Here is a 25265-nt window from a genome sequence, read left to right as displayed (position 1 = left end):
GTTGTCCTGCATGACAGAGGACAATGATCCGCTCCATTACGCTTTTTCGCCACTCGAAGACGCGATCGTCCCTCGATGGAACGAAAAAACGCAGGCGGGATCGGCCTCTCCTATGCGAGTGAGACGAGCTCCGCATAGTCAGGGTTCCACAGATCTTCGACTCCGTCGGGAAGCAACACGACCCGTTCCGGGCCCAGTGCCTCGACCGCGCCTTCGTCGTGGGTCACCAGGACGATCGCGCCGGCGAACGAGCGCAGCGCGCCCAGCACCTCCTCGCGGGAGGCGGGGTCGAGGTTGTTCGTCGGCTCGTCCAGGAGCAGCACGTTCGCGCTGGACACGACCAGCGACGCCAGCGCCAGGCGGGTCTTCTCGCCGCCGGACAGCACGGCGGCCGGCTTGTCGACGGCGTCGCCGGAGAACAGGAACGAGCCGAGCACCCGCCGCGCCTCCAGCTCCGGGAGGTCGGGAGCGGCGCTGCGGAGGTTCTCGAGGACCGTGCGCGAGGTGTCGAGCGTCTCGTGCTCCTGGGCGTAGTAGCCCAGCCGCAGGCCGTGCCCGGGCTCGACGCGGCCGGTGTCGGCGTCCTCGATGCCGGCCAGCAGCCGCAGCAGCGTCGTCTTGCCGGCGCCGTTGAGGCCCAGGATGACGACCCGGCTGCCGCGGTCGATGGCGAGGTCGACGTCGGTGAAGATCTCGAGCGACCCGTACGACTTCGACAGCCCGGTGGCCATGAGCGGCGTCTTGCCGCACGGCGCGGGGTCGGGGAAGCGCAGCTTGGCCACCTTGTCGGAGCGGCGCTGGTCCTCGAGGCCGGCCAGCAGCCGCTGCGCCCTGCGGTCCATGTTCTGCGCCGCGGTGGCCTTGGTGGCCTTGTAGCGCATGCGGTCGGCCTGCGCCTTCAGCGCGGCGGCCTTCTTCTCGGCGTTGGCCCGCTCGCGGTGCCGGCGGCGCTCGTCGGTCTCGCGCTGGGCCAGGTAGGCCGTCCAGCCGATGTTGTAGACGTCGAGGGCGCCGCGGTTGGCGTCGAGGTGGAAGACCCGGTTGACGGTCTTGTCGAGCAGCGCGACGTCGTGGCTGATGACCACCAGGCCGCCCTTGTAGGCCCGCAGGAAGTCGCGCAGCCACACGATGGAGTCGGCGTCCAGGTGGTTCGTCGGCTCGTCCAGGAGCAGCGTCTCGGCGTCGGAGAACAGGATGCGGGCCAGCTCGACCCGGCGCCGCTGGCCGCCGGAGAGCGTGCGCAGCGGCTGGGCGAGCACGCGGTCGGGCAGCCCGAGGCTGGCGGCGATGCTGGCCGCCTCGCTCTCGACGGCGTACCCGCCGGCCGCCAGGAACTCGGCCTCGAGCCGGGCGTAGCGGCGCATGCCGCGCTCGTGCTCGGCGGCGTCGCTGGACGCCATCTGCTTCTCGGCCTTGCGCATGCTGGCGACGACGACGTCGAGCCCGCGGGCGCTGAGGATGCGGTCGCGGGCGATGACCTCGGGGTCGCCGACGCGGGGATCCTGCGGCAGGTAGCCGATCGGGCCGGTACGCACCACCGACCCGGACGCCGGCTGGCCCTCGTCGGCCAGGATGCGGGTCAGGGTGGTCTTGCCGGCGCCGTTGCGGCCGACCAGGCCGACCTTGTCGCCGGGACCGATGCGGAAGCTGGCGTCCTCGAGCAGGATCTGCGCGCCTGCGCGCACTTCGAGCTGATGAGCGGTGATCATGTCAGGGTGAACTCTCCGTGGCCTCGGAATGGGTGGGCGATCGGTCCAGCACGATCAGTCCGCCACGGGCATCATGGTGTGCAGTCTACGCGGGAGGTGAATCGGCCATGAAGTTCAACCGGCGAGCACGCCTGGATCCTTCCCAGGTGTCCGACCAGCGTGGCCGGCGCCCGGCCGGCCGCACGGCGGCGGCGGGCGGGGGCATCGGGGTGATCGTCCTCGCGTTGCTCGCGCTGCTGACCGGCACCAACCCGGCCGACCTCCTCGGCGGCGGCGACGGCACGCCGCAGGTGCAGGCCGAGCCCGGCTCCGAGGGCGAGCTGGAGCGCGAGTGCCAGGTGGTCGCCGACATCGACGAGAACCCCGACTGCCGGTTCGTGCTGTACGTGAACTCGACGCAGGCGTTCTGGGACGACTACTTCGCGGCGGCCGGCGAGCGGTACACCCCGGCCACCACGACGTTCTTCACGTCCTCCGTCACCACCCGGTGCGGCACGGCGTCGTCGCAGGTCGGGCCGTTCTACTGCCCCGGCGACCAGAAGGTCTACCTCGACCTCGGCTTCTTCGAGCAGCTGCGCACCACGTACGGCGGGCCCAGCGGCCAGTTCGCCGAGGCGTACGTGCTGGCCCACGAGTACGGTCACCACGTGCAGAACCTCACCGGCCAGATGCAGCGCGTGCGCACCCAGTCCGGCCCCACGTCCGACGCCGTCCGGCTGGAGCTGCAGGCCGACTGCTACGCCGGCATGTGGGCGCACGCCGCCACCACGGCCGACGACGAGTCCGGCCAGCCGCTCATCACCGAGCTGACCAACCAGGACATCGCCGACGCGCTGTCCGCCGCCCAGACCGTCGGCGACGACTACATCCAGGAGCGGTTCCAGGGCACCGTCACGCCCGAGTCGTGGACGCACGGCTCCAGCGAGCAGCGGCAGCGCTGGTTCACCACCGGCTTCGAGACCGGCGACATCGCGGCCTGCGACACCTTCGCCGCATCGTCGCTGTGATCGAGGTCGGCGCCGTCACGCACCGGTACGGCGACCGCACGGTCCTGCGCGACGTCACCGTCACCCTGACGGAGCACCGCGTCGGCGTCATCGGGGCGAACGGTTCGGGCAAGTCGACGTTCGCGCGGCTGCTCAACGGCCTGGTGCTGCCGACGTCGGGGTCGGTGACGGTGGACGGACTGTCGACGCGGGGGCGGTCGGGCGCGCAGGTGCGGCGGTCGGTCGGGTTCGTGTTCACCGACCCCGACGCGCAGATCCTGATGCCGACGGTCGCCGAGGACGTCGCGTTCGGGCTGCGCGACCTCCCCGCGTCCGCCGTGGCCGAGCGGGTCGCCGAGGCGCTGGCGTCGTTCGGGCTGGCCGGGCACGCCGACCACCCGGCGCACCTGCTGTCGGGCGGGCAGAAGCAGCTGCTGGCGCTCTGCTCGGTGCTGGTGACGGAACCGAAGGTGCTCGTGTGCGACGAGCCGACGACGCTGCTGGACCGGCGCAACACCCGCCGCGTTCTGACGCTGCTGAGCGAGCTGCCGCAGCGGGTCGTGCTGGTGACGCACGACCTCGACGCCATGCTGGCCATGGACCGCGTCCTCGTCTTCGACGACGGCCGCCTGGTGTTCGACGGGCTCCCGGCCGACGCGGTGGCCTTCTACGTGGAGATCTCGTCGCGCTGATCACCCGCGCCAGGTGCACCTCCCCCGCGCCGGGACCGCAGGGCCGCCGGCCAAGACCCCTATCCGGCCCCACTGCGAGTGACGTGCCCACCGCACGAGTGAAGCCAACGGCCAAGCACCAGGGGGAATCGGCGAGCGGCAGCGGACCTGGGCGGACCGGCTAGCCGAAGTCGACCGGGTCGACGCGCACCCGCACCGATCCCCCGGTGCGCCGGGCGGAGCGGATGCCGGCCGCCGACCGCAGCGCCCCCGCCAGCGCCGTCCCCGCCGCACGGGGCGCCCGGATCATCGCCCGCGCGCCGTCGTCGACCGGGACGGGGCCGATGACCTCGGCGCCGTCCGGGAGGTCGAGGTGCATGAGCAGGTCGTCGACGTCCGCCGCGGCGCCGGTGAGCTCGGCGACGCGGGCGGCAGGCGGCAGGTGCAGGGCGGCCCGCTCGGCCAGCTCGCGTCCGGCGAACCCGGCCGGGTCCCAGCGCACCAGCGCCTGCACGGCCGGCGCGCCGGGGTCGGCGACGACGACGATCTCGCCGCCCATGGTGCCGGGACGGACCAGCGCGGCGGCCCGCAGCCAGCGCCGCAGCGCCTCCTCGGCGGCCCGCAGCCCGGTGCGGGCCAGCAGCGCCGTGCCGTCCAGCAGCAGCGCCGCCGCGTATCCGCCTGACGCCACCGGCTCGGCGCCCGGGGTGGCGACCACCAGCGCCGGTTCGGCGTCGACCGAGGAGCGGACGGCCTCGCCGCGCGACAGCAGCACCGGGACCCCCGGGAACGCCCGGCCCAGCTCCTCCGCCGTGCGTCGCACGCCGACGACGGTGGCCCGCAGCGCGCCGTGCCCGCACTCGCCGCAGCGCCACGAGGGGTACTCGGTGGCGCACCACGCGCACCGCGGCGGCCGGTCGGCCTGGCCCAGTACCAGCGGCCCGGAACAGGCCGTACAGCGCGCGGGGGTGCGGCAGCGGCCACAGGCCACCCCGGGCAGGTAACCGGCCCGTGGCACCTGCACCAGGACCGGCCCACGGCCCAGCCCGGCCCGCGCCGTGCGCCACGCCAGCGACGGCAGCCGGGCGGTGCGGGCGGCTTCGTCGCGGGCCTGCTCGTGGTCGTCGCCGCTGGAGTGCACCCGCGGCGCCGCGGCCCGCACGGCCGGCCGCGACGGCGTCACCGGCCGCGCCCAGCCGGTCGCCACCAGCTGCTCGGCCTCGGCGGTGCGGGCGAACCCCCCGACGACGGCGGCCGCGCCGGCCTGGAAGGCGCGCAGCAGCAGCACCTCGCGCGCGTGCGGGTACGGCGCCCGCGGCTCGGCGTGCAGGTCGTCGCCGTCGTCCCAGAGGACCACCAGGCCGAGGTCGTGCACCGGCGCGAACGCCGCCGACCGGGTGCCGACGACGGCCCGCACGGCCCCGCGGCGCACCGCCAGCCAGCGCTTGTACCGCGTCGACGGCCCGGCGTCGGCGGCCAGCTCGACGTGGCTGCCCGCGCCCAGCAGCGCCGTCAGCGCGGCCGACGCCAGCTCGAGGTCGCGGCCGTCGGGCAGCACCACCAGCGCGCCACGTCCGGCGGACAGGGTGGTCGCCACCAGCCGGGCCACGAGGTCGGGCCAGTCGGCGGCCGGGCCGGGGTTCCAGACGGCGCGCGGCGCTCCCCCGCCGGCCAGCGCGTCGAGCAGCGCGACGCCGTCGACGTGCTCGGCCCAGCCGCCGGGCTCGGGCCGCTCCGGCGCGGCCGGCGGCTCGGGCGACGCGGCCTTCTCGGCGGTGGCGTGCCGCGGCGGGACGGCCAGCCGCAGGACGTCGGAGACGGTGCCGGCGTAGCGGTCGGCGACGGCGCGGGCCAGCGCGACGATCTCGGGCGCCAGCACCGGCTCGGCCGACACGACGCGGCGCAGCCGGGCCAGCTTGCCGTCGTGGTCGCTGGAGTCCTTGCGAGCGACCACGAAGCCGTCGTGGTCGGTGCCGGCGAACCGCACCGACACCCGCGCGCCCACCACCGCGTCGTCGTCCATCGACGCGGGCACGAGGTAGTCGAACGGCCGGTCCAGGTGCGGCAGCCCGACGTCGACCAGCACCGACGCCACCGGCCGCTCGTCGGCGACCGGCTCGGGCTCGCGCGTGCGGAACCGGCGCCGGCCGGGCGCGGCGACCAGCGCCAGCTGATCGGGCTCGGCCGGCTCGGATGCGCTCACAGACCGTTTCTACCCGAGGACGCGGTCCAGTTTCTCCACGACTCCCACCTGAGCGCACAGCCCGGCGCCGATCAGCACGTCCACCGCGGCCGACAGCTCGTCGTTGCGCGCGATCAGGTCCTCGACGGTGATCGCCACGCTGACCTGCCGCTCGCCGTCGGGCGAGGAGAACGCGTACGTGACGAAGCCCAGCGTGCTGCCGGTGTGGCCGTAGGCGACGCCGCCCTCGACCGGCGCGCACTGGGCGGGCATCGCCTGGATGCCGAGCCCGTAGGAGCCCTCGGACTGCGGCGTCAGGGTCAGCGCCTGCGCCAGCAGGTCGGCGGGCAGCAGCGTGCCGTCGAACATGGCCCGGAAGAACGTGTTCACGTCGGCGGTCGTCGAGATGACCGCGCCGGCCGACCAGAGCAGCGTCGGCGAGATGCGGGTGGTGTCGAGCAGCGGCCGGTCCGGGTCGGGGGTGGCGAGGAACGCGTGCGGGTGCTCGCCCCGGATCACCGGGCTGACCCGCGGCATCGACGTGTCGGCCAGCCCGGCCGGCTCGAACACCCGCCGCTTCAGCTCGTCCTCGACGGGGTTGCCTGTGAGCTGCTCGACCAGCAGCCCGACGACGATGAAGCCGGTGTTCGAGTAGCTCATGGAGTCGCCCGGGACGAAGTCGAGGGGCCGCGACGTCGCGATGTCGACGAGCCGCTCGGGGCGGACGACCCGCAGCCGCCCGCTCTCGACGTCGGCCGGCGAGCCCTCGGCCAGCGACGGGAACAGGTCGAGGAAGAAGTCGGGGACGCCGCCGGTGTGGCTGAGCAACTGGCGCACCGTGATCGGCTCGTCGTACGGCAGCACGTCCGGCAGGTGCTCGGCGACGGGGTCGTCGAGGCCCAGCCGTCCCTCGTCGACCAGCTGCAGCACGACGGTGGTGAGCATGCTCTTGGTGACGCTGCCGATGCGGACGAGGTCGGTGGGCTCGACCGGTTCGGGGCGGTGGTCGGTGGGGTCGCGGTCGCCGGCTGCGGCGGACCAGACCTCGTCGCCGTCGCGGACCTCGACGACGGCGCCCGGCGCGCCGGCCTCGTGGACCTCGGCGAGGGCGCGCTCGAGCGCGGGCACGTCGAGCCCGTGGTCGGTGGCGCCCGCCGGGACGGCGGCGGCGCAGAGCAGCGTGGCGGCGGACAGGACGGCGATCGGCAGTGGACGGCGCATGCCATCACGCTACGGACGCCGTCCCGCCTGCCGCTGGGCCTCGGGGACGATCTTCGCCTCGGCCGTGCGGACGATCAGCCGGCCGCCGCCCTTAGGGCATCGACCCGATCCGTGCGCTCCCAGGTGAAGTCGGGCAACTCGCGCCCGAAGTGCCCGTAGGCCGCCGTCTGCGCGTAGATGGGCCGCTTGAGGTCGAGGTCGCGGATGATGGCCGCCGGCCGCAGGTCGAAGACCTCGCTGACGGCCTTCTCGATGCGCTCGACCGGGACGGTCTCGGTGCCGAAGCTCTCGAGGAACAGCCCGACCGGCTCGGCCTTGCCGATGGCGTAGGCGACCTGCACCTCGCAGCGGCGGGCCAGCCCGGCCGCGACGACGTTCTTCGCCACCCACCGCATGGCGTAGGCGCCGGAGCGGTCGACCTTCGACGGGTCCTTGCCGCTGAACGCGCCGCCGCCGTGGCGGGCCATGCCGCCGTAGGTGTCGATGATGATCTTCCGCCCGGTGAGCCCGGCGTCGCCCATGGGGCCGCCGATCTCGAACCGGCCGGTCGGGTTCACCAGCAGCCGGAAGTCGTGCTCGTCGAGCTCGAACGCCTCGAGCACCGGCTTGACGACCTGGTTCGCGATGTCGGGCGTGAGCAGCTGCTGGAGGTCGATGTTGGCGGCGTGCTGCGTCGACACGACGACGGTGTCGAGGCGGACCGGGCGGTCGCCGTCGTACTCGATGGTGACCTGGGTCTTGCCGTCGGGACGCAGGTACGGCACGGCGCCGGACCGGCGCACCTCGGCCAGCCGCTGGGCGAGCCGGTGCGCGACGATGATCGGCAGCGGCATCAGCTCGGGCGTCTCGTCGCTCGCGTAGCCGAACATCAGCCCCTGGTCGCCCGCCCCCTGCAGGTCCAGCGGGTCGAGGTCGCCCTCGACGCGATGCTCGTACGCGGAGTCCACACCCTGCGCGATGTCCTGCGACTGCGAGCCGATGGAGACCGACACGCCGCACGAGTAGCCGTCGAAGCCCTTGGTCGACGAGTCGTAGCCGATGCCCAGGATGGTGTCGCGCACGATGCCCGGGATGTCGGCGTAGCCCTGGGTGGTCACCTCGCCGGCCACGTGGACCAGCCCGGTGGTGACCATCGACTCGACCGCGACGCGGCTGTTCGGGTCGTCCTTCAGCAGGGCGTCGAGCACGGCGTCACTGATCTGGTCGCAGATCTTGTCTGGATGACCTTCGGTGACGGATTCGGATGTGAACAGACGTAGAGACAACGCAAGCCCCCTCTTGACGCGGACTACCGTCCGAGCAGCCCAACTGTAGGGTAATGTCTCCGCGCCCGCGCGCGGGAGTCCACTCAGTGGACAGTTTTCGTCTGCATCCTGAGATGGTGGTTCAGAGGCGGGCCCGGACGAGGTCCCAGACAACGTGCGCGAGGGCCGACTTCGGGCCGCTCTCGACGGTGACGGAGCTGCCGTCGGCGCCCAGCACGACCGCGGCGTTGTCCTCGGACTCGAACCCGCGGTCGGCGCCCACCTCGTTCACCACCAGCAGGTCGCAGCCCTTGGAGGCGAGTTTCGCCCGGCCGTGGTCGAGCACGCTGCCGGACGCGTCGCCGGTCTCGGCGGCGAACCCGACGACGACCTGCTTCGGGTCGGGACGGTGCGTGGCGAGGTACGCCAGGATGTCCGTCGTGCGTTCCAGCTCGATCACCGGCGACGAGCCGTCGGCCGTCTTCTTGATCTTGGTGTCGGCGTAGGCGGCGGGCCGGAAGTCGGCGACCGCGGCGGCCATGACGACGGCGTCGGCGCCGGCCGCGGCCTCGACCATGGCGTCGTACAGCTGCGCCGCCGAGCCGACCCGGACGAGGTCGACGCCGGCGGGGTCGGGCAGGGCGACGTTCGCCGCCACGAGCGTAACCCGCGCGCCGCGGGCCGCCGCGGCCCGGGCCAGCGCGTAACCCTGCCGGCCGGACGAGCGGTTGCCGAGGAACCGGACGGGGTCGAGGTGCTCGCGGGTGCCGCCGGCGGAGACGACCACGTGCCGGCCGGCGAGGTCGGGACCGGCGTCGGCCTCGGCGCCGCGAGTGAGCACGTCGGACACGTACGCGAAGATGTCGGCGGGCTCGGGCAGCCGGCCCTTGCCGGTGTCGGCGCCGGTGAGCCGCCCGACGGCCGGCTCGACCACCAGCGCGCCGCGCCGGCGCAGCGTCTCGACGTTGGCGACGGTGGCCGGGTGCTCCCACATCTCGGTGTGCATGGCCGGCACGAACACCACCGGCCCGCGCGCCGTGAGCAGCGTCGACGTCAGCAGGTCGTCGGCCAGCCCGGCCGCGGCCTTCGCCATGAGGTCGGCCGTGGCCGGAGCGACCACGACGAGGTCGGCGTGCCGGCCGATGCGCACGTGCGGGACCTCGTGCACGTCCTCGAACACGTCGGTGCGCACCGGACGGCCCGACAACGCGGCCCAGGTCGGCTCTCCGACGAAGCGGAGGGCCGACCTGGTGGGTACGACGGTGACGCCGTGACCGGACTCGGTGAGACGGCGCAGCAGGTCGGCGACCTTGTAGGCGGCGATGCCGCCACCGACGCCGAGGACGATCTCGGCCATCAGCCGCGACCGGCCGTCAGCTCTGCTCGGCTGTGTCGGCCGCCTGCGCCGGCGGCGTGGCCGGCAGCTCGGCGTCGATGTCGTTGGGGTCGATGTGCTCGGCCGTGAGCAGGCCCGCGTCGATCTCGCGCAGCGCGATCGAAAGCGGCTTCTCCTGCACGTGCGTCTCCACCAGCGGCCCGACGTACTCGAGCAGGCCCTCGCCCAGCTGCGAGTAGTAGGCGTTGATCTGCCGCGCCCGCTTCGCCGCGTAGATGACCAGCCCGTACTTGGAGTCGGTCTTGGCCAGCAGGTCGTCGATGGGTGGGAAGGTGATGCCCTCGGCTACGCCTTGGGTTCCGGCCACGTTCATGCCTCCGGGCTTGTCAAGTGGGGTGTACGCATCAAGGCTACCAACTCTTCGCAAACCGTCTCGACGTCGGTGTTCACCAGGGTGACGTCGAACTCGGCCTCGGCGGCCAGCTCCTCGCGCGCGGTGGCCAGCCGGCGCTCTCGCTCGGCCTCGGTCTCGGTGCCGCGGCCGACGAGCCGGCGGACCAGTTCGTCCCAGCTCGGCGGCGCGAGGAACACGAACAGCGCGTCGGGAATGGTCTCCCTGACCTGGCGCGCGCCCTGCAGGTCGATCTCGAGCAGCACGGAGTCGCCGTTGGCCAGCGCACGTTCCATCGGGCCACGCGGGGTGCCGTACTTGGCCCGCTTGTGCACGACGGCCCACTCGAGGAACTCGCCCTGCTCGATCATCTTGTCGAACGTGGAGTCGTCGACGAAGTGGTAGTGCTCACCGTCGATCTCGCGCGGCCGCGCCGGCCGGGTGGTCGTGGACACCGAGATCCACAACTCCGGATGGGCGGCACGCAGTTTCTTGACGACGGTCGTCTTTCCGACCGCCGTCGGCCCCGACAGGACGATGACCCGCGGGGCCGACCGCGGATGGGACGTGTGCAGGCTCAACCGCCGAAACGCTCGATCAGCGCCGCCGACTGGTTCGCGCCCAGGCCACGCACGCGACGGGTCTCGGCGATGCCGATCTCCTCCATGATCTGCTTGGCGCGGACCTTACCGACGCCGGGCATCGACTCGAGGAGGGCGGAAACCTTCATCTTGCCGATGACCTCATTCTTCTCGCCTTCCTTGAGCACGTCGCCGAGACGGGCTCCGGCGTTCTTCAGGCGGTTCTTGACCTCCGCACGCTCCCGGCGAGCTTCGGCAGCCTTCTCGAGAGCGGCCGCGCGCTGTTCGGGAGTCAGGTTAGGGAGCGCCACGAGCGGGTCACCTCTGTTGTGTCGTTGTGTGGATGTGGGTCCGGCCACCGCTTCCGGCAACCTTGTTTCAGGAACCTAGCGAGTGAACCACCAGGTCAGCAACGTAATCCACCGTACCTGTCCGGACGAATCCACGGTACGAGGTCCCCCGCGTGTCGCGCTGGAAGTCCGCGGATTTGCGCCGGTCAGGCCTGGATAGAGGCACGAAACAGCAGGTCACGGACGTCCTCGATGGTGCGGACCGCCGCCGCGCGGAGCGCGTCGAGGGCCGGGCCGGCGCCCAGGACCTCCCTCGACGCCGCCGGAACGACCTGCGGCAGCGCCGCGCCGAACACCGTCGCGAGGTCCTCGACGGTGCCGCCCTGGGCCCCGATGCCGGGCGCCAGCAGCGGCCCGCCGACGGCGAGGTCCTCGCCCGTGGCCCCCGTGGTGGCGCCGACGACGACGCCGACGCTGCCCAGCGGGTCGCCGGCGGCCAGCGCGGCGGCGTTGGCGGCGCGGACGTGCGCCAGCATCGTCCCGGCGACGGTGCGCCCGCCGGCGGTCGTCGCGTGCTGGACCTCCGGGCCCTCCGGGTTCGACGTCAGGGCCAGCACGAACACGCCGTTGCCGTGTACCGCCGCGGTGTCGAGCACCGGGCGCAGCGACTCGAAGCCCAGGTACGGCGACACGGTGACGGCGTCGGCGCACAGCGGCGACGCGGGGTCGCAGTAGGCGTCGGCGTAGGCCTGCATGGTCGAGCCGATGTCGCCGCGCTTGACGTCCAGCAGCACCAGCGCGCCGGCCGCCTTCGCGTCGGCGATGACCCGTTCCAGCACGGCCACGCCGCGCGACCCGTGCCGCTCGAAGAACGCCGACTGCGGCTTGAGCAGCGCGACCGTCTCGCCCAGCGCCTCGACGGCCGTGCGGGCGAACCGCTCCAGCCCGGCGGCGTCGTCGTCGAGGCCCCAGGCGGTGAGCAGGCCGGGGTGCGGGTCGATGCCCGCGCAGAACTGCCCGCGGGCGGCCATCGCGGCGTGCAGCCGCCGCCCGAACGATGCCATGACTCCTCCTCAGTTCTCGTTCAGCAGTCGCGCCAGCTCACGCTGCACGCGGGCCGGCCAGAACGGCCCGCCGTAGATGAACGCGGTGTACGCCTGGACCAGCGTGGCGCCGGCCCGCAGCCGCTCGTGCGCGTCGGCGGCGGAGCCGATGCCGCCCGCCGCGACCAGCGTCAGCCGGTCCCCCACCGCGCCGTGCAGCAGGCGCAGCACCGCCAGCGACCGGTCGGCGAGCGGCGCGCCGGACAGCCCGCCGGCGCCGGCCCGCTCGACCGCCACCGGCGTGGAGCGCAGCCCGTCGCGGCCGATGGTGGTGTTCGTGGCGATGATGCCGTCGAGCTCCAGTTCGAGCGCCAGCTTCGCGACCGCCAGGACGTCGTCGTCGCCGAGGTCGGGCGCGATCTTCACCAGCAGCGGCACCCGGCGCGACGTGACCGCGTCGGCCTGCGCCCGGACGGCGGCGAGCAGCGGGCGCAGCTTCTCGACCGCCTGGAGGTCGCGCAGGCCGGGCGTGTTCGGCGAGCTGACGTTGACGACCAGGTAGTCGGCGTACGGGGCGAGCAGCCGGGTGCCGGCCTCGTAGTCGCCGACGGCCTCGGCCTCCGGCACCGCCTTCGACTTGCCGATGTTGACGCCGACGACGACCGGCAGCGCGCCGCGGCGGCGGCGTCGCCGGGCCAGCCGGGCGGCCACCACGGCGGCGCCGTCGTTGTTGAAGCCCATGCGGTTGACGACGGCGCGGTCGGCGACCAGGCGGTGCAGCCGCGGCTTCGGGTTGCCCGGCTGCGGCCGCCCGGTGACCGTGCCCACCTCGACGAACGCGAAGCCGAGCGCGGCCAGGGCGTCGATGCCGACGGCGTTCTTGTCGAACCCGGCGGCCAGTCCCAGCGGACCCGGGAGATGCAGGCCGAACGCCTCGACGCCCGGCCCGCGCGGGGCGAGCCGGCGCCGTCCGTACGCCGCCAGCCCCGGCACGCGGGCGGCCACCCGCATGGCGGTGAACGCGCCCTTGTGCGCCGTCTCGGCGTCGAGCCGCGACAGCACCCGCCGGAACAGCTGGTCGTACGCCGTCACGACCGGTCGGCCCAGGACTGCAGCGACCGGACCCCCACCGACTCGGCGCGCAGCGACTCGATGCCCTGCACCGCCGCGGCCAGGCCCTGCGTCGTCGTGATGCAGGGGATGTTGCCCTGGATGGCGGCGCGGCGGATCTCGTAGCCGTCGGCGCGTGGGCTGCCGCCGGTGGTGGTGCCGCTGGGGGTGTTGATGATGAGGTCGACGTCGCCGGCGAGGATGCGCCCGATGATCGTCGGGGTGCCGTCGGGTTCGTGGCCGACCCAGCGCTTGCGGACGACCTCGGCCTCGACGCCGTTGCGGCGCAGCACCTCGGCCGTCCCGGCGGTGGCCAGGATGGTGAAGCCGAGGTCGGCCAGCCGCTTGACCGGGAAGATCATGTGCCGTTTGTCGCGGTTGGCCAGCGACACGAACACGGTGCCGGACGTGGGCAGCGCGCCGAACGCGGCGGTCTGGGACTTGGCGAACGCGGTGCCGAACTGCTCGTCGATGCCCATGACCTCGCCGGTGGAGCGCATCTCCGGGCCGAGCAGGGTGTCGACGCTGCGGCCGTCGGGGGTGCGGAACCGGTTGAACGGCATCACCGCCTCCTTGACCGCGGCGGGCGCGTCGGCGGGCAGGTCTACGGCGTCGCCGGTGGCGGGCAGCAGGTGCTCGTCGCGCAGCTGGGCGATGGTGGCGCCGAGCATGACCCTGGCCGCGGCCTTGGCCAGCGGCACGCCGGTGGCCTTGGACACGAACGGCACCGTCCGCGACGCGCGCGGGTTGGCCTCGAGCACGTAGAGGACGTCGCCGGCCAGCGCGTACTGCACGTTGAGCAGGCCGCGCACGCCGACACCGCGGGCGATGGCCTCGGTGGAGGCCTTGATGCGGGCCAGCTCGTCGCGGCCCAGCGTGATCGGCGGCAGCGCGCAGGCGGAGTCGCCGGAGTGGATGCCGGCCTCCTCGATGTGCTCCATGACGCCGCCGAGGTAGAGCTCGTCGCCGTCGAACAGCGCGTCGACGTCGATCTCGACGGCGTCGTCGAGGAACCGGTCGACCAGCACCGGGTGCTCCGGGCTGGCCTCGGTGGCCCGGCCGATGTAGTCGGCCAGGGTGGCGTCGTCGTAGACGATCTCCATGCCGCGCCCGCCCAGCACGTACGACGGGCGCACCAGCACCGGGTAGCCGATGGTGTGGGCGATGTCGCGGGCCTGCTCGAACGAGCTGGCGGTGCCGTGCTTGGGCGCGGGCAGCCCGGCCTCGCCGAGCACCCGGCCGAACGAGCCGCGGTCCTCGGCCAGGTCGATCGCTCGGGGTGAGGTGCCGACGATGGGGACGCCGGCCTCGGCCAGCGCCGCCGCCAGCCCGAGCGGGGTCTGCCCGCCGAGCTGCACGATGACACCGGCGACCGGCCCGGCCTGCCGCTCGGCGTGCACGACCTCGAGCACGTCCTCCAGCGTCAGCGGCTCGAAGTACAGCCGGTCCGACGTGTCGTAGTCGGTCGACACCGTCTCGGGGTTGCAGTTGACCATGATCGTCTCGTAGCCGGCCTCGTGCAGCGCCATGGCCGCGTGCACGCAGGAGTAGTCGAACTCGATGCCCTGCCCGATGCGGTTCGGGCCGGAGCCCAGGATGATGACCGCCGGCTTCTCGCGCGGCCCCACCTCGGTCTCCTCGTCGTAGGACGAGTAGTGATACGGCGTGCGAGCCGCGAACTCCGCCGCGCAGGTGTCGACGGTCTTGAACACCGGCCTGATGCCCAGCGCGTGCCGGACCCCCCGCACCACCTCGGCCGGCGTGCCCCGCAGCGCCGCCAGCTGGACGTCGGAGAACCCGTGCCGCTTCGCCTCGCGCAGCAGGTCAGGGGTCAGCTCCGCCGCCGCGCGGACCTCGTCGGCGACCTCGGTGAGCAGCAGCAACTGGTCGAGGAACCACGGGTCGATGCGGGTGGCCTCGTACAGCTCGTCGACGGTGGCGCCGGCGCGCAGCGCGTCGACCACGTCGCGCAGGCGGCCGTCGTAGGGCCGCTTCACCTGCTCGGTCAGCTCGGCCTTGTCGCCCGGGGGCGTCGCGAAGTCGAGCGCGCCGTCGGACTTCTCCAACGACCGCAGCGCCTTCTGCAGCGCCTCGGTGAAGTTGCGGCCGATGGCCATCGCCTCGCCGACGCTCTTCATGTGCGTGGTCAGCGTGGAATCGGCGGCCGGGAACTTCTCGAACGCGAACCGCGGCGCCTTCACCACCACGTAGTCCAGCGTCGGCTCGAACGACGCCGGCGTGCTGTGTCCGTCTTCTCGGCTCGTGATGTCGTTCGGGATCTCGTCCAGGGTGTAGCCGAGCGCGACCTTCGCGGCGATCTTCGCGATCGGGAACCCCGTCGCCTTGGACGCCAGCGCGGACGAGCGGGACACCCGCGGGTTCATCTCGATGACGATGAGCCGGCCGTCGGCCGGGTCGACCGCGAACTGGATGTTGCAGCCGCCGGTGTCGACACCCACCGCCCGGATGATCGCGATGGCCTGGTCGCGCATGACCTGGTACTCGCGGTCGGTCAGCGTCAGCGCCGGGGCGACGGTGACGGAGTCGCCGGTGTGCACGCCCATCGGGTCGACGTTCTCGATGGAGCACACGATCACCACGTTGTCGGCGCCGTCGCGCATGACCTCGAGCTCGTACTCCTTCCAGCCGAGGATGCTCTCTTCCAGCAGCACCTCGGTGGTCGGCGACGCGTCCAGCCCCGCGCCGGCGATGCGGCGCAGGTCGTCCTCGTCGAACGCCATACCCGAACCGGCGCCGCCCATGGTGAAGGAGGGGCGCACCACGACCGGGTAGCCGAGCTTCTCGACCGCGTTCAGGCAGTCGTCCATCGAGTGGCAGATCTCCGACCGCGCGGTCTCGCCGCCGACCTCCTCGACGATCTTCTTGAACGACTCGCGGTTCTCGCCCCGCTCGATGGCGTCGATCGACGCGCCGATCAGCTCGACCCCGAACCGCTCCAGCACCCCGCGCTCGTGCAGCGCGACCGCCGTGTTCAGCGCCGTCTGCCCGCCCAGCGTCGCCAGCAGCGCGTCGGGCCGCTCCAGCGCGATGACCTTCTCGACGAACTCCGGCGTGATGGGCTCGACGTAGGTGGCGTCGGCGATGTCCGGATCGGTCATGATCGTCGCCGGGTTGCTGTTCACCAGGATGACCCGCAGGCCCTCGGCCCGCAGCACCCGGCACGCCTGCGTCCCCGAATAGTCGAACTCACACGCCTGCCCGATGACGATCGGGCCGGACCCGATGACCAGGACGCTGTCGATGTCCGTGCGCCTGGGCATCAGGCCTCCTTCTTCGCCGACATGACGTCGGAGAACCGGTCGAACAGGTAGGCGGCGTCGTGCGGGCCGGCCGCGGCCTCGGGGTGGTACTGGACGGAGAAGCCCTTCAGCCGTCCTGCCCCGTCCCGCAGCGCCAGGCCCTCGACGACGTCGTCGTTGAGGCAGACGTGGCTGACCTCGGCCGTGCCGTAGGGCGTCGCCGTCGTGCCCTCCAGCGGGGCGTCGACCGCGAAACCGTGGTTGTGCGCCGTCACCTCGACCTTGCCGGTGCCGCGGTCCTGGACCGGCTGGTTGATGCCGCGGTGCCCGTAGCCGAGCTTGTAGGTGCCGAAGCCGAGCGCGCGGCCGAACACCTGGTTGCCGAAGCAGATGCCGAAGAACGGCAGGTCGCGCTCGAGCGCCGCCTGTACGACCCGCATCGGGTGGTCGGCGGTCGCGGGGTCGCCGGGTCCGTTGGACAGGAACAGGCCGTCCGGCTGCCGGCTCAGGACGTCGTCGATGGTCGCCGTCGCGGGGAGCACGTGCGTCTCGATGCCGCGCTCGGCCATGCGCCGCGGCGTCATGGTCTTGATGCCGAGGTCGAGGGCGACGACGGTGAACCGGCGCTCGCCCTCGGCCTTCACGACGTACGGCTGCTGGGTGCTGACCTCGGCGGCGAGGTCGGCGCCGAGCATCTCGGGGCTGTCGAGGACCCGCCGGCGCAGCGCGTCGGCGTCGGTCTCGACGGTGGAGATGCCGACGCGCATGGCGCCGCGTTCGCGCAGGTGGCGGGTGAGCGCGCGGGTGTCGATGCCGCTGATGCCGACGACGCCCTGGGCGGCCAGCTCGTCGTCGAGGCTGCGCCGGCTGCGCCAGTTCGACGGGCGGCGGGCGGGGTCGCGGACGACATAGCCGGCCACCCAGATGCGCCCGGACTCGGGGTCGTCGTCGTTCACCCCGGTGTTGCCGATGTGCGGCGCCGTCTGCACCACCACCTGGCGGTGGTAGGACGGGTCGGTCAGCGTCTCCTGGTAGCCGGTCATGCCGGTCGAGAAGACGGCCTCGCCGAACGTCTCGCCGGGCGCGCCGTACGAGCGGCCACGGAACGTCCGGCCGTCCTCGAGCACGAGCAGCGCCGCTGCGCTCGTCGTCATGGTTCTCCCCTTTCGAGCCGCTTTGCAATGAGCACCGATACGCACCGGTGCGTATCGGTGCTCATTGCAAAGGCAGCCGGATGCTTCGTCTCCACCCGCATCGATGCTGCTCGCACGGTCACGGCGTGACACCTTCGCGCAGGAACGTGGGCCGGCCGCGCAGGAAGGTCGCGACGACGGTACCCGGCAGCTTCATGCCCTCGTAGGGCGTGTTCCGCGACAGCGACGCCGATGCCGACGGGTCGACCGTGGTGGTGGTGCTCGGGTCGACGAGGGTGAGGTTGGCCGGCTCACCGGCGGCGATGGGCCGGCCGTGCGGGTGGTCGCCGGTGTCGCAGCGGCCGATGCGGGCCGGGGCGAAGGAGAGGCGGTCGGCGACGCCGGCCCAGTCGAGCAGCCCGGTGTCGACCATGGTGTGCTGGACGACCGACAGCGCCGTCTCGAGCCCCAGCATGCCGAACGCGGCGGCGTCCCACTCGCAGTCCTTGGCCTCGACCGGGTGCGGCGCGTGGTCGGTGGCGACGATGTCGATGGTGCCGTCGGCCAGCGCCTCCCGCAGCGCCGCGACGTCCTCGGCGGAGCGCAGCGGCGGGTTGACCTTGTAGCGCGGGTCGTAGCCGGCCACCAGCTCGTCCGTCAGCAGCAGGTGGTGCGGCGTCACCTCGGCCGTCACCGGCAGGCCGCGCTCCTTCGCCAGCCGGACGATCTCGACCGACCCCTTCGTCGACAGGTGGCAGATGTGCACGCGCGAGCCGACGTGCGCCGCCAGCAGCACGTCGCGGGCCACGATGGCCTCCTCGGCGACGTTCGGCCAGCCGCGCAGCCCCAGCCGTCCGGACAGTTCGCCCTCGTTCATCTGGGCGCCTTCGGTCAGCCGCGGCTCCTGCGCGTGCTGCGCGATGACCCCGTCGAACGCCTTCACGTACTCCAGCGCCCGGCGCATGAGCATGGCGTCGTGGACGCAGATGCCGTCGTCGGAGAACACGCGGACGCCGGCCGCCGACTCGGCCATGGCGCCGAGTTCGGACAGCCGCTCGCCCTTCAGGCCGACCGTGACCGCCCCGACCGGGCGGACGTCGGCGTGCCCGGCCTCGCGCCCGAGCCGCCACACCTGCTCGACGACACCGGCGGTGTCGGCGACGGGGTCGGTGTTCGCCATGGCGTGGACGGCGGTGAACCCGCCGCGCGCCGCCGCCCGCGTCCCCGTCTCGACGGTCTCGGCGTCCTCGCGGCCGGGCTCGCGCAGGTGCGTGTGCAGGTCGACCAGGCCCGGCAGCACGATCAGCCCCGCCGCGTCGATGGTGGTGACGCCGCCGGCGCCGCCGGCCTCGTCCGCTCCCCCGCCGGCGCCGGCTTCGGCTCGTGCGTCGGCGCCGAGCGCGACGATGACGCCGTCGCGGATCAGCAGGTCCTGCGGGTCTGCGCCGAGGACGCGTGCGCCGGTGATCAGGGTGCCGCTCATGCCGCCTCCTCGTTCGTCGCGCCGGTGGTGCCGGCGAGCATCAGGTACAGGACCGCCATGCGCACATAGACGCCGTTCGTGACCTGCTCGACGATGACCGAGCGGGCGCTGTCGGCGACCTCGGCCGTGATCTCCATGCCGCGGTTCATCGGGCCGGGATGCAGCACCAGCGCGCCGGGCGGCATCAGCGCCTGGCGCCGGGAGTCGAGGCCGTAGCGACGGCTGTACTCGCGCGCCGACGGGAAGAAGGCGTCGTTCATGCGCTCGCTCTGGACCCGCAGCATCATGACCGCGTCGGCCCCGCCCAGCGCGTCGTCGAGGTGCAGGCTGGTCTCGCACGGCCAGTGCTCGACGCCGTTGGGCAGCAGCGTCGGCGGGGCCACCAGCGTGACCTTGGCCCCGAGCGTCGCCAGCAGCAGGACGTTGCTGCGCGCGACCCGGCTGTGCAGCACGTCGCCGACGATGACGATCTGCTTGCCCGCCAGCTCGCCCAGGTGGCGGCGCATGGTGAACGCGTCGAGCAGCGCCTGCGTCGGGTGCTCGTGGGTGCCGTCGCCGGCGTTGACCACGCACGCGTTGATCCAGCCCGACGTCGCCAGCCGGTACGGCGCGCCGCTGGCGGAATGGCGCACGACGACCCCGTCTGCGCCCATCGCCTCGAGCGTCAGCGCCGTGTCCTTGAGGCTCTCGCCCTTCGACAGGCTCGACCCCTTCGCCGAGAAGTTCACGACGTCGGCGGACAGCCGCTTCGCCGCCAGCTCGAACGACGTGCGAGTGCGGGTGGAGTCCTCGAAGAACAGGTTCACCACGGTGCGGCCCCGCAGCGTCGGCAGCTTCTTCACCGCGCGCCCCTCGGTCAGCCGGGCCATCTCGTCCGCGGTGTCCAGCACCAACGTCGCGTCCTCCAGCGACAGGTCACCGGCCGACAACAGGTGGCGGATCATCGCTGCACCCCCCCTCGGCCGTCGGGCCCGCTGGCGAGCCCGCCGCTGGGCCTACTGGCGAGCCCGCCGTCGGGCCTGCTGGCGAGCCCGCCGCTGGGCCTGCTGGCGAGCCCGCCGTCGGGCTTGCTGGCGAGCCTGCCGCTGGGCCTGCGGCCGCGCCCGCCGCCGAACCCGAATCGCCCGGCTCCCCCGCCGCGCTCTCGTCGCCGGCCGGCCTCCCGAGCACGACGCTGTCGTGGCCGTCGGTCTCGGTGAGCCGGACCTTCACGCTCTCCGCCAGCGACGTCGGGATGTTCTTGCCGACGTGGTCGGCGCGGATCGGCAGCTGCCGGTGCCCGCGGTCGACGAGGACGACCAGCCGGACGGCGCGCGGCCGCCCGATGTCCTCCAGCGCCGTCAGCGCGGCCCGGATCGTCCGCCCCGAGAACAGCACGTCGTCGACCAGCACCACGATGCGGTCGTCGACCCCGCCGGGCGGGATGTCGGTGCGTTCGAGCGCGCGCGCCGGCCGCAGCCGCAGATCGTCGCGGTACATCGTGACGTCGAGCGCCCCCACCGGGACCTCGGTGCCCTCGACCGCGGAGATGCGATCGGCCAGCCGGTACGCCAGCGGTACGCCGCGCTTGGGGATGCCGAGCAGAACGAGGTCGGCAGCGCCCTTGTTGCGCTCGACCACCTCGTGAGCGATTCGCGTCAGCGCCCGAGCGACATCGTCGCCGTCGAGCACTTCACGCGCGCCAGAAAGGTCGCGAGACATGCTTCGCAGGACCCCCTTCCCCGCCTCACGGGACGGGACTTAAAGGACGTCGGTTTCACCTGCGAGCGTATCAGCGGCCCCGGGCGCATCGGCTCACGCCGCGCTGTCGGCCCCGTCACACCGCCGCCGCCTGGTCGTCCACCTCCTCGTCGTCGTCGGGGTCGTACGCCTCGCGCAGTTCGTCGCGCACCTCCCCGGCCGGCGGTTCGGCCACGTTGGCTTCTGCTTCCATGTCGGCTCCTCTCCCCGCGGCCCGGCTGGCCGCTCACTTCCTATGGGTACTTTTCGGAGGCCGAATGTGACAGCGCGGCGTGATTTCCTCTGGAGATGATCGAACTGCTGCCCGCGGACGCCCTCCCGCCGGGGTTCGGCTATCCCGCGGCCTTCGTCCGTGTCGTCGAGCTGCGGCTGATCGAGCTCGAGCCCTGGCAGATCCTCGGCGGCGACCACCTGGCCCGGCGACACGAAGGACTGCGGCTGCGCTACCCGGCCCGCCGGCTGGTCCCGTTCGCCCGGCGGCAGGACAGCGACGACGTCGCCTGCTTCGACGTCGACCGAGGCGGCATCTCGGTGATCCACGACTTCGCCGATGCCGGCTGGGAGCAGCGCGACACGTACCCCGACGTCGACGCCTGGTTGCGCCAGGCGGTCGAGGACCTCATCGAGTTCGGCACGTTGCCTGGAACACCACCGTCGCGGAAACCGGGTGCGGCCCCCTGAGCGGCGCACGCTCGGCGCGATCACCGACCGCCACGACCTGCCGAAGGCGACCGCCGCCCAGCTCGAGACCATCGGCCGCGACGGCAGCGAAAACCCGGTGTGGCCGCCCGGCCGCCGCGCATACGGTGACCGCCATGGAACTGCGTGCCGAGGAACCCGCCGACCACGAGGCCGTCGAGGAGGTGCACCGGCAGGCGTTCGGCGACGACGGCGAGCATGTGGCGGGGCTGGCCCGAGGCCTGCGCGACCTGCTCTCCCCCACGAGCGGCCTCTCGCTGGTCGCGGTCGAGCACGGCGAGGTCGTCGGGCACGTGATGTTCACGCGCAGCGTCCTCGACGCGGCGGAACGGCTGGTCGACGTGCTGGTGCTGAGCCCGGTCGGGGTGCTGCCGGCCCGCCAGCGGACGGGCGTCGGGAGCGCGCTGATCCGGCGCGGCCTCGACCTCGCCGACGAGCAGGGGGCGCCGGCGGTGTTCCTGGAGGGCTCGCCGGGCTACTACCCGCGGTTCGGGTTCCGGCCGGGCGAACCGCTCGGGTTCCGCAAGCCGTCGCTGCGCATCCCGGACGCCGCGTTCCAGGTGCGGCTGCTCGGCGACTACGAGCCGTGGATGACCGGCACCCTCGTGTACTCGGAGGTCTTCTGGAACCACGACGCCGTCGGCCTGCGCTAGCCGCCAGGGCCGCGGGCGAACAGAAGGTCAGCCGCGGCGGTGGTGGTCGACGTCGGTGTTCTCGAGGCGACCCCAGCCGTGCCAGCGGTCGACGTCGATCCAGGCGCTGACGCGGCGGCGGTCGCGGCGCTTGTACGCCGAGCCGGTGTAGTGGCGGGCCAGCCGGTCGATGTCGGCCAGGTCCACGTCGTCGTGGAGGTCGACGACGCGGCCCTGGACGCTGACGTGGGTGTACCAGTCGCCGTCGGCGAGGACGGTGAGGCTGACCCGCGGGTCGGCCCGCAGGTGGTCCAGCCGCTTCCGCGACTCGTCGAGGTTGACCAGCACCCGGCCGTCCTCCCACAGGTACCAGGTGGCGACGCTGACCGGGCCGGCCGGCCCGGTGGTCGCCATGACGGCCGGGTGCGGCCCGGCGAGGAACGCGCTGACGTCGTCAGGAAGCGGTGCCTTCGGCATCTCCCGATCCAACCACGGCCGCGCGGGCGGCCATGAACGGCGCGCGGTCGAAGATGAACCAGCTGCGGACGATGCGGCCGCCCTCGACGTGGACGCACTCGGCGCCGGGCGCGCGGTCGACCAGCCGGGTGACGGAGTCGTACATGACGAGGGCGGTGTCGTCGTCGCCGAACGCGGCGATCAGCGTGGCGCTGACCAGCTGCGACACGTACGGCTCCAGGAACCCTCGGTAGGCGTCCCTGCCCGTCAGGCGGCCGGGCGGGGCCTCGCAGACGACGTCGTCGGCGATGTAGCTCAGGGCGGCGTCCAGGTCGCCGCCGGCCCACGCGTGGTGATAGGCGAGCGCGACGTCCAGGGCGGCACGGGTCATGATCGTTCCCTTCTCGAGTCGTTCGTACAGACGTGTAGACACCGGCGACGCCCGTGACGGAACGCTCGTGCGACGATCGGACGGTGGCCGAAGCGCTCATGACCCGCGCACGAGCCGGCGACCAGGACGCTTTCGCCCAGCTCGTCGACCCGTTCCGGCGGGAGTTGCAGCTGCACTGCTACCGCCTGCTCGGCCGCCTCCCCGACGCCGAGGACGCGGTGCAGGAGACGCTGCTGGCGGCGTGGCGCGGGCTGCCGGAGTTCGAGGGGCGGGCGTCGGTGCGCGGCTGGCTGTACCGCATCGCGACGCGCCGCTGCCTCAACGCGATCCGCGACGCCGGACGACGGCCGCCGCTCGCGCCGGTCCCGCCGTTCGACGCGCCGGAGCCGACGCGGCACCAGGAGGTCCCGTGGCTGCAGCCGTACCCGGACGCGCTGCTGCCGGAGGCGGCCTACCTGCGCCACGAGCAGGTCGAGCTGGCGTTCGTCGCGGCGCTGCAGCAGCTGCCGCCGCGGCAGACGGCCGCGCTGGTGCTGTGCGACGTGCTCGGCTTCCCGCTCGCGGAGGCGGCGGAGCTCCTGGACACGTCGGCGACGGCGGTGAAGGGGACGCTGCAGCGGGCCCGCTCGACGCTGCGGACGACGGCGCACCGGCCGCCGGCCGCGGGCGGCGCCGCCGAGCGCGATCTCACCGAGCGGTTCACCCGGGCGTTCGTCGCCGACGACGTCGCGGCCGTCATCGCACTGCTGACGGACGACGCGTGGCTGGCGATGCCGCCGGCGCCGCACCAGTACGACGGCACGGCCGCGATCGCCGGCTTCCTGCGCGCCAGCGCCGACTGGCGGGCCGGCCGCCGGTACACGCAGCGGCCGGCGCGGGCGAACGGCCAGCCGGCGTTCGGCCTCTACCTGGACGGCGCGCCCGCGGGCCTCGTCGTCCTCACCCTGGACGCGGACCGGGTCGCCGGCGTCACGCGGTTCATGGACGACACGCTGTACCCGTGGTTCGGGCTGCCCAGAGCGTTCGGCTGACGGTGTCACCTGGCGGACCGTGGCCGGCCCTTGTCGAGTCGATGAGGCTGCACGGCGTCGTAGGTGGACCGCAGCTCTGGTTCCGAGCTCTGATGGAGCCGCTGGGCGATCCGCACGAAGAGGAACTCCACGACGGCGAGCTGGGCGATGCGGCTCGACATGTTCCCCGGCCGGTAAGCCGTCTCGCTCGTGCTCGTCGTCAGCATGTGGTCGGCGTTCTCCGCCATCGGCGAGTTGCGGAAGTTCGTGATCAGGGCCGTGGTGGCGCCGGCCCGGCGGGCAGCGGCGAGGAACTCGGCGATCTCGGCAGAACCGTACGACGCTGGCGATGGACGTCGAGCAACTGGCCGCGAGCTCGGTGATGGTCTGGTCGACCACCGCCGCCGGATTCGCGATCACCTGCTCAGCGATGCGGCGCTCCGACGGTGGAAGCCCCGGGAGGGCATGACGGCGGCAGGTTGTTTACGTAGTCTCGCCCTGGCAACCGGGCCGATGACAACGAGTGACTGGACAGGACCATGAGCACATCGACCGACCCGAGCACGACCTCTCGCAAGCCGGCGCACCGATGAGCGGCGGGCCGGGTCACTCTCGGGACCAGCGGTTCGCGGTGATCAGCCGCCGGGTCGTCTTCGTCGTGGGATCCGCCCTGCTCGTCGGCGGCGTGCTCGCGATCCTCGACGACCAGGTGGTGCTCGGCATCGCACTCCTCGTCGTCGCCTCGCTCGCGGTGGTGTGGCGTGGTCTCGTGACGGTGCGGCGCGGCCGGCGCGCGCTCGCCGACCGGGAACGTGCCGAGGTGCCCGCCGGCGCGGTTCGGTCCGCCGACGACCCGGCGCCGGTCGAGGACGTGGTCGCGGCACTGATGGGGATGAACGGCGACGGGCTGCCCTACGCGATCGACGCCTCGCCGACCTCCGACGGCGTGCGCGTCGACGTGAAGTGGAAGCACGAGGAGATGCGCTGGCAGACCCTCTTCGTGCGCGGCTCGCAGGCCTACTCGTGGCGCATGGAGGTCGACCTCGACCCGTCCAAGGCGCGCTACGCGTTCGTCGAGCACTCCGGGACCGCGGCCGTCCGCGCGGCGGCCGGCCCCCTGGGCGCGGTGGCGTACGGCACCTGGACGTGGAAGAGGGGCAAGACCTCGGGCGGCACGTCGGCGACCTTCGTCGAGGGCGCCGACGGCCAGGTCACGGTGACCGGCCCGGCCGGACCCCGCACGTCCTGGGAGGGCGCCGTCATGATCAAGCCGGCCGACGCCAAGGTCCCGGTCTTCACCGTCCTGCGCGACAACGGCTGGCGCCCGCGTCGCGACTGGTTCGGCGCCCGGCTGTTCGAGAAGTAGAGAGTCGAGATCACCGGTGGCTGACCGGGAGACCGACCGGTGGTCGGATCAGGGCGACCCCGCCAAAGCCCGCCGCCTGGCGTGGATGTGGGTGAGCTTCGCCGGCATCGCGTGCGGCGGGGCCGGGCTCGCGTGGCTCGCCTGGTGGGTCGCCCAGGTGCGGCACTATGAGGACAACTGGCGCGGATTCGACGAGCACGACGGCTTCCCCTGGGTCTTCGTCGCACTGTGCGCCGTCGCCGGCGTGTGGTCCCTGTTCGTCGCGCTACGGCAGTGGGCCCGAGCGCGCTACCTGGCGCAGGGCGGGGGCCCGTAGCCGGCCGCGCCGACG

General features: G+C 73.1%; 24 protein-coding genes and 2 pseudogenes. 7 read left to right on the top strand and 19 right to left on the bottom strand.

The genetic code is table 11. The annotated features are described in order from the left end of the window. Positions 1-110 precede the first annotated feature (110 nt). Entirely contained in the window at positions 111-1709 is a 1599-nt protein-coding gene (locus BLV02_RS12895) for an ABC-F family ATP-binding cassette domain-containing protein (protein WP_069115001.1), read from the bottom strand. Between the two features lie 107 nt (positions 1710-1816). Between BLV02_RS12895 and ypfJ the strand changes: the two genes are divergently transcribed. Next, the gene (gene ypfJ, locus BLV02_RS12890; protein WP_069115002.1) at positions 1817-2716 is read left to right on the top strand and encodes a KPN_02809 family neutral zinc metallopeptidase; all 900 of its coding nucleotides are present in this window, start codon (positions 1817-1819) and stop codon (positions 2714-2716) included. Then, positions 2713-3387, top strand: a complete 675-nt coding sequence (locus BLV02_RS12885) for an energy-coupling factor ABC transporter ATP-binding protein (RefSeq protein WP_069115003.1) — start codon at positions 2713-2715, stop codon at positions 3385-3387. Before ypfJ ends, BLV02_RS12885 begins: the two co-directional genes overlap by 4 nt. A 160-nt stretch (positions 3388-3547) precedes the next feature. Here the strand turns inward: BLV02_RS12885 and BLV02_RS12880 are convergent, their stop codons facing one another. The 14 genes and pseudogenes from BLV02_RS12880 to pyrR all read right to left on the bottom strand — a co-directional run. Beyond that, positions 3548-5569, bottom strand: coding sequence for a primosomal protein N' (locus BLV02_RS12880; RefSeq protein WP_069115004.1), 2022 nt, complete (start codon positions 5567-5569; stop codon positions 3548-3550). Between the two features lie 9 nt (positions 5570-5578). Beyond that, a complete protein-coding gene (locus tag BLV02_RS12875) occupies positions 5579-6769 on the bottom strand; it encodes a serine hydrolase domain-containing protein (protein ID WP_069115005.1) in 1191 nt (396 codons plus the stop codon). 74 nt (positions 6770-6843) lie between these two features. Then, entirely contained in the window at positions 6844-8034 is a 1191-nt protein-coding gene (gene metK / locus BLV02_RS12870) for a methionine adenosyltransferase (RefSeq protein ID WP_069115006.1), read from the bottom strand. 121 nt (positions 8035-8155) lie between these two features. Continuing rightward, a complete protein-coding gene (gene coaBC / locus BLV02_RS12865; protein WP_069115007.1) occupies positions 8156-9370 on the bottom strand; it encodes a bifunctional phosphopantothenoylcysteine decarboxylase/phosphopantothenate--cysteine ligase CoaBC in 1215 nt (404 codons plus the stop codon). Positions 9371-9386: 16 nt separating this feature from the next. Continuing rightward, positions 9387-9716, bottom strand: a complete 330-nt coding sequence (gene rpoZ / locus BLV02_RS12860; protein WP_069115186.1) for a DNA-directed RNA polymerase subunit omega — start codon at positions 9714-9716, stop codon at positions 9387-9389. 2 nt (positions 9717-9718) lie between these two features. Next, positions 9719-10321, bottom strand: a complete 603-nt coding sequence (gene gmk, locus BLV02_RS12855; protein ID WP_069115008.1) for a guanylate kinase — start codon at positions 10319-10321, stop codon at positions 9719-9721. Continuing rightward, positions 10318-10632 (bottom strand): integration host factor, actinobacterial type, encoded by a 315-nt coding sequence (gene mihF, locus BLV02_RS12850; RefSeq protein ID WP_026875881.1) that lies wholly within the window; start codon positions 10630-10632, stop codon positions 10318-10320. Before mihF ends, gmk begins: the two co-directional genes overlap by 4 nt. Positions 10633-10817: 185 nt before the next feature. After that, entirely contained in the window at positions 10818-11675 is an 858-nt protein-coding gene (gene pyrF / locus BLV02_RS12845) for an orotidine-5'-phosphate decarboxylase (RefSeq protein ID WP_069115009.1), read from the bottom strand. A 9-nt stretch (positions 11676-11684) separates the two neighbouring features. Next, positions 11685-12746, bottom strand: coding sequence for a quinone-dependent dihydroorotate dehydrogenase (locus BLV02_RS12840; protein WP_171906906.1), 1062 nt, complete (start codon positions 12744-12746; stop codon positions 11685-11687). Next, a complete protein-coding gene (carB, locus tag BLV02_RS12835) occupies positions 12743-16045 on the bottom strand; it encodes a carbamoyl-phosphate synthase large subunit (protein WP_069115011.1) in 3303 nt (1100 codons plus the stop codon). Before carB ends, BLV02_RS12840 begins: the two co-directional genes overlap by 4 nt. Further along, entirely contained in the window at positions 16045-17178 is a 1134-nt protein-coding gene (gene carA, locus BLV02_RS12830) for a glutamine-hydrolyzing carbamoyl-phosphate synthase small subunit (RefSeq protein WP_069115012.1), read from the bottom strand. Before carA ends, carB begins: the two co-directional genes overlap by 1 nt. Before the next feature lie 118 nt (positions 17179-17296). Then, positions 17297-18640: a dihydroorotase gene (locus BLV02_RS12825; protein ID WP_069115013.1), complete on the bottom strand. Its 1344-nt coding sequence runs from the start codon at positions 18638-18640 to the stop codon at positions 17297-17299. After that, entirely contained in the window at positions 18637-19584 is a 948-nt protein-coding gene (locus BLV02_RS12820; protein ID WP_069115014.1) for an aspartate carbamoyltransferase catalytic subunit, read from the bottom strand. Before BLV02_RS12820 ends, BLV02_RS12825 begins: the two co-directional genes overlap by 4 nt. Before the next feature lie 175 nt (positions 19585-19759). After that, a pseudogene (gene pyrR, locus BLV02_RS12815) lies at positions 19760-20341 on the bottom strand (bifunctional pyr operon transcriptional regulator/uracil phosphoribosyltransferase PyrR); the annotation flags it as partial. Positions 20342-20668: 327 nt separating this feature from the next. On the opposite strand from pyrR, the gene BLV02_RS12810 reads away from it, so the two are divergent. Further along, entirely contained in the window at positions 20669-21061 is a 393-nt protein-coding gene (locus BLV02_RS12810) for a hypothetical protein (protein WP_083289228.1), read from the top strand. Positions 21062-21195: 134 nt separating this feature from the next. After that, complete coding sequence (locus tag BLV02_RS12805; protein ID WP_069115015.1) at positions 21196-21732, top strand: GNAT family N-acetyltransferase; 537 nt, start codon at positions 21196-21198, stop codon at positions 21730-21732. A gap of 27 nt (positions 21733-21759) precedes the next feature. Here BLV02_RS12805 and BLV02_RS12800 read toward each other — a convergent pair whose 3' ends face one another. Then, a complete protein-coding gene (locus BLV02_RS12800; protein WP_069115016.1) occupies positions 21760-22188 on the bottom strand; it encodes a TIGR03618 family F420-dependent PPOX class oxidoreductase in 429 nt (142 codons plus the stop codon). Further along, entirely contained in the window at positions 22166-22558 is a 393-nt protein-coding gene (locus tag BLV02_RS12795) for a nuclear transport factor 2 family protein (protein ID WP_069115017.1), read from the bottom strand. The genes BLV02_RS12800 and BLV02_RS12795 overlap by 23 nt, the downstream gene beginning before the upstream one ends. An 83-nt stretch (positions 22559-22641) precedes the next feature. Here BLV02_RS12795 and BLV02_RS12790 point away from each other — a divergent pair, with 83 nt between their 5' ends. Further along, positions 22642-23589 carry an RNA polymerase subunit sigma-70 gene (locus tag BLV02_RS12790; RefSeq protein ID WP_074946315.1) on the top strand — a complete coding sequence of 316 codons (948 nt, stop codon included), beginning with the start codon at positions 22642-22644 and terminating at the stop codon, positions 23587-23589. A gap of 5 nt (positions 23590-23594) precedes the next feature. Here BLV02_RS12790 and BLV02_RS36495 read toward each other — a convergent pair whose 3' ends face one another. Beyond that, the gene (locus BLV02_RS36495; RefSeq protein WP_245737750.1) at positions 23595-23840 is read right to left on the bottom strand and encodes a MurR/RpiR family transcriptional regulator; all 246 of its coding nucleotides are present in this window, start codon (positions 23838-23840) and stop codon (positions 23595-23597) included. A gap of 64 nt (positions 23841-23904) precedes the next feature. Then, positions 23905-24015 (bottom strand): annotated as a pseudogene (locus BLV02_RS38540) (MurR/RpiR family transcriptional regulator); the annotation flags it as partial. A 184-nt stretch (positions 24016-24199) separates the two neighbouring features. On the opposite strand from BLV02_RS38540, the gene BLV02_RS12775 reads away from it, so the two are divergent. Then, positions 24200-24934: a hypothetical protein gene (locus tag BLV02_RS12775; protein ID WP_141711876.1), complete on the top strand. Its 735-nt coding sequence runs from the start codon at positions 24200-24202 to the stop codon at positions 24932-24934. A 16-nt stretch (positions 24935-24950) separates the two neighbouring features. Next, positions 24951-25250: a hypothetical protein gene (locus BLV02_RS12770; RefSeq protein ID WP_069115020.1), complete on the top strand. Its 300-nt coding sequence runs from the start codon at positions 24951-24953 to the stop codon at positions 25248-25250. Positions 25251-25265: the final 15 nt, after the last annotated feature.

It is taken from the genome of Jiangella alba, assembly GCF_900106035.1.
Classification (GTDB): domain Bacteria; phylum Actinomycetota; class Actinomycetes; order Jiangellales; family Jiangellaceae; genus Jiangella; species Jiangella alba.
Note: the sequence above shows the minus strand (reverse complement) of the source record. Positions and strands in the feature narration are given on the sequence as shown.